4 protein-coding genes and 1 pseudogene are annotated in these 4122 nt (G+C 75.2%); 3 read left to right on the top strand and 2 right to left on the bottom strand.

Going from position 1 to position 4122, the window contains the following annotated elements; translation table 11 throughout:
- From E1265_RS34510 to E1265_RS34500, 3 genes are all read left to right on the top strand, one after another.
- The coding region (locus E1265_RS34510; protein WP_132934899.1) for an ABC transporter permease at window positions 1-908 on the top strand (908 nt) is incomplete at its 5' end.
- Complete coding sequence (locus E1265_RS34505) at window positions 908-1924, top strand: ABC transporter ATP-binding protein (RefSeq protein ID WP_132934898.1); 1017 nt, start codon at window positions 908-910, stop codon at window positions 1922-1924. The genes E1265_RS34510 and E1265_RS34505, both read left to right, overlap by 1 nt.
- Complete coding sequence (locus E1265_RS34500; protein ID WP_279571492.1) at window positions 1917-2999, top strand: ABC transporter ATP-binding protein; 1083 nt, start codon at window positions 1917-1919, stop codon at window positions 2997-2999. Before E1265_RS34505 ends, E1265_RS34500 begins: the two co-directional genes overlap by 8 nt.
- Window positions 3000-3095: 96 nt before the next feature.
- Here the strand turns inward: E1265_RS34500 and E1265_RS40065 are convergent, their stop codons facing one another.
- Both E1265_RS40065 and E1265_RS40060 read right to left on the bottom strand, forming a co-directional pair.
- Window positions 3096-3710 carry an NAD(P)-dependent oxidoreductase gene (locus E1265_RS40065; RefSeq protein WP_243741320.1) on the bottom strand — a complete coding sequence of 205 codons (615 nt, stop codon included), beginning with the start codon at window positions 3708-3710 and terminating at the stop codon, window positions 3096-3098.
- Window positions 3608-4122 (bottom strand): annotated as a pseudogene (locus tag E1265_RS40060) (hypothetical protein); the annotation flags it as partial. The gene E1265_RS40065 and the pseudogene E1265_RS40060, both read right to left, overlap by 103 nt.

Below are 4122 nucleotides of genomic sequence, written 5' to 3'. Positions count from 1 at the left end.
CCCGCCCCCCGCGCTGGTGGCGGCTGCTCGGCCGGGACTGGGCCGCCGCCGTCGCCGCCGTCGTGCTCGGCGGCATCCTCCTGGTCGCCGTGCTCGGCCCGCTGCTCATCGGCGACCGGGCCGTGCGGCAGGACCTCGACGCCTCGCTGCGCCCACCCTCGCTCGACCACGGCGTGGCCGGCCTGCTCGGCACCGACGTGCTGGGCCGCAGCGTGCTGGCCCGGCTGGTCGAAGGCGCCGGCACCACCCTGTCCGTCGCCGTCCCCGCCGTGCTGTGCTCGCTGGTGATCGGCTCCGCGCTCGGCCTGTGGGCCGGCTACCACGGCGGCTTCCGCGAGAGCCTGGCCATGCGGCTCGCCGACGCCATCCTCAGCTTCCCCTCGCTGCTGATCGCGGTCGTCGTGCTCTACGTCTTCGCGCCGAGCGTCGGCAACCTCGTGGCGATCCTGGCCGTCGCCCGCGTCCCCGTCTACCTGCGGACCGCCCGCGCCGAGGCCGCCGAGCTGCGCAGCCGGCTGTTCGTCGACGCCGCCCGTACCTTCGGCACCTCGAGCTGGCCGATCATCTACCGGCACATCCTGCCGATCGCCCTGCCGACCCTGTTGACCGTCGCCACCCTCGACTTCTGCTTCGTCATGCTCACCGAGTCCAGCCTGAGCTTCCTCGGCATCGGCATCCAGCCCCCCGAGGTCAGCTGGGGCCTGATGGTCGCGCAGGGCCGCCAGTACCTGCAGAGCGCCTGGTGGATCGCCGTCCTGCCCGGCATCGCCATCATGCTCGTCACCGTCTCCGCCACCGTCCTCGCCGCCTGGGTGCGGCTGGCGACCGATCCCGCCCAGCGCTGGCGCCTGACGCTGCCCCGCAAGCGGCGCGGCACCCGCCCCGTCACTCCGGAGGTGACCGCCTGATGCCCGCTTCGACGAAGGCCACGGCAGAACGGCCGGCCGACGCCCACGCCCTCGTGGTCGACGGGCTCTGCGTCGACCTGCACACCGCCGCCGGCACCGTCCGCGCCGTGGACAAGGTCGGCTTCACCCTGCGGAGGGGCCGCACCCTGGCGCTGCTCGGCGAGTCGGGCTGCGGCAAGTCGATGACCGCACAGGCCATCGTCGGGCTGCTCGACCCGGTCGCCGAGGTCACCGGCGGCTCGGTGAAGGTCGCCGGCACCGACGTGCTGAAGCTCGGCCCCCGCGACCGGCGGCGGCTCGCCGGGCCCGTGCTGTCCATCGTGTTCCAGGACGCGCTGACCGCGCTCAACCCCGTGCAGCCGGTGGGCCGCCAGCTCGCCGAGCCGTTCCGCATCCACCGCGGGCTCTCCCGGCGGGCGGCCAGGGAGCAGGCGATCGAGCTGATGGCGCGCGTCGGCATCCCCGAGCCGCGCGAGCGGGCCCGCTCCTATCCGCACCAGTTCTCCGGCGGCATGCGGCAGCGGCTGCTGATCGCCATGGCCGTCGCCCTGGAGCCGGACGTGCTGCTCGCCGACGAGCCCACCACCGCGCTCGACGTCACCGTGCAGGCCCAGGTCATGCGGCTGCTGCGTGACCTGCAGACCGAGCGTGACCTGGCCGTCGTGCTCATCACCCACGACCTCGCCGTGGTCGCCCAGCGCGCCGACGACGTCGCCGTCATGTACGCGGGCACCGTGGTGGAGACAGGGCCGGTGCGGGAGGTCTTCGCCGCGCCGCGCCACCCCTACACCAAGGGCCTGCTCGACTCGGTGCCGGAACACGCCAGCCGCGGCGAGCGGCTGCCCGCCGTGCCGGGCAGCCCGCCCGAGCTCAGCGCCGTGCCCGCCGGCTGCGTCTTCCAGGCCAGGTGCCCGCTGGCCAGGGAGCGCTGCGTGGCGGAACGCCCTGTCCTGGCGCCCGCGGGACCCGGCCGTTCGACGGCCTGTCACTACTCGGAGGAGCTGGCCCGTGTCTGAGACCACCGTCGAAAGGACGCCGGAGGCGGTGGCCGGCGACGCGCCGCTGCTCGAGGTGACCGGGGTCCGCAAGTCATTCCGGGCCGGCCGCGGCCGGCTGACCGCGCTCGACGGCGTCGACCTGCGGCTCGGCCGTGGCGAGACGCTCGGTCTGGTGGGGGAGTCGGGCTGCGGCAAGTCCACCCTGGCCAGGGTGCTGCTGCGGCTGGAACGACCCGACGCGGGCACGGTCCGCTTCGCCGGCACCGACCCCTTCGCGTTGCGCGGCAAGGAACTGCTGGCCTGGCGCCGCCGGGTGCAGATGGTCTTCCAGGACCCGTTCGCCTCGCTCAACGTCCGGATGACGGCGGCCGACCTCATCGGCGAGCCCTGGCGCACCCACCGCGACGTCCAGCCGACCGCCCAGGCCAGGCAGCGGCGGGTGCGGGAGCTGCTCGACCTCGTCGGGCTGCGGGAGAGCGACGCGCACCGCTATCCCAACGAGTTCTCCGGCGGGCAGCGGCAGCGGATCGGCATCGCCCGCGCCCTGGCGCTCGAACCCGACCTGATCGTGTGCGACGAACCGGTCTCCGCGCTCGACCTCTCGGTGCAGGCACAGGTGCTCAACCTGCTGGCCGACCTCCAGCAACGGCTCGGCGTCTCCTACGTGTTCATCTCCCACGACCTGTCCGTCGTCCGGCACGTCGCCGACCGGGTGTCCGTGATGTACCTCGGCAAGGTCATCGAACACGGCCGCACCGAGGACGTGTTCGACCGGCCGCTGCACCCCTACACGGCGGCACTGATGTCGGCGGCGCCGACGCTCGACGTCTCGGGCGCGGCGGGTGAGGACCGGGAGATCGCGCTGCGCGGCGAGATCCCCTCGCCCTTCGACCTGCCGTCCGGCTGCCGGTTCCGCACCCGCTGCTGGCAGGCGACGGAGCTGTGCGCCCAGCAGGCCCCACCGGTGGCGGCGCGCGCCGGGACCGGAGGGGACGGGCCGACGCGCTCCCGCGCGGGGGACGGGACTGGGCCGGGGTACGGCGCCGGGGAGCCGCACGAGGGGCTTTGCCACTTCCCGTTGGACGCGGCCTGACAGCGCCCGAGGCCGGGGGACGGCCGCCGCACGACACCGAACCGGCGCCCGGTCGTATCCCCCACGACCGGGCGCCGGCTCGGCGTTCTACGCCGGTCAGCCGGCGCGCCGTAGGACGCCGGTGAGCTGCTCGCCCCTGGCGAGCCGGGCGATGTTCTCCGCGATTCCCCGGGCCCGGCCGCCGAACGTCTCGGTGGTGTGACCCGACTGGTGCGGGGTCAGCACCACGTTCTCCAGGGCGTGGAACGGGCGGGTGTGGCCGCGGCTCCCGGTGCCGTCCTTGGGGTGGCTCCACCACACGTCGAGCGCCGCCCCGCCGATCGCGCCGCTCGCCAGCGCCTCGTAGAGGCCGTCCTCGTCGACGACGGGCCCGCGGGCCACGTTGACCAGCAGCGCGTCCGGGCGCATCAGGGCCAGCCGCGCCGAGTCGAGAAGGCCCCTGGTCGCCGGGGACAGGGGCATGGTGAGCACCACCACGTCCGAGCCGGCCAGCAGCGCGTCGAGGCCGTCCTCGCCGTCCACCAGGTCGAGCTGGTCGGGGCGCAGCCCGGCCGGGAGGGGCGCGGCGAGATCCGGCCGCACCGCGCGGGCCCGCATGCCGAGCGCCGTCAGCGCGCGCACCACCCGGCCGCCGATCTCGCCGAGCCCGACGACGCCGACGGTGCGGCCGGCCAGCGTGGCGCCGAGCGGCACCCCGGGGTCGACCGCCACCGACTCCCACGGCCTTCGCGCATCAGCCGGTCGGCGCGCAGCACCCGGCGGGAGAGCATCAGCGTGACCATCACGACGTGCTCGGCCATCGAGGGGCCGTGGTGCGCCGTGGTGCAGACGGCGGTGGTCGCGCGGAGCGAGCCCAGGGCGATCCGATCGACGCCGGCGCCCGTGACGTGCAGCAGCCGCAGCCGGCTCGCGGCCTCGGCCATGGGGGCGGTCACCCGGGAAGCGACCAGCACGTCGGCGGTGGGGAGTTCGGCGGCCACGGCCGCGTCGGGCAGCTCCGCGAGGAACGCCCAGTCGTGGCCGTCGGCGCCGGCACGGGTCAGCTCCTCGCGGAACCGGTCGAGGATGGGGTCGGTCAGGACGACCCGCACCGCCTCACCACCGGGGCGGGGTGGGGTCGAAC

This window comes from Streptomyces sp. 8K308 (assembly GCF_004348315.1).
In the GTDB taxonomy this organism is placed as follows: Bacteria; Actinomycetota; Actinomycetes; order Streptomycetales; family Streptomycetaceae; genus Streptomyces.
The sequence above is the reverse complement of the archived record's forward strand: the minus strand, read 5'-3'. Positions and strand labels throughout refer to the sequence as shown.

What these genes read in the sequence shown, in the direction of transcription:
- E1265_RS34505 (WP_132934898.1), top strand. Translation starts at nt 908, where the DNA reads ATGCCCGCTTCGACGAAGGCCACGGCAGAACGGCCGGCCGACGCCCAC.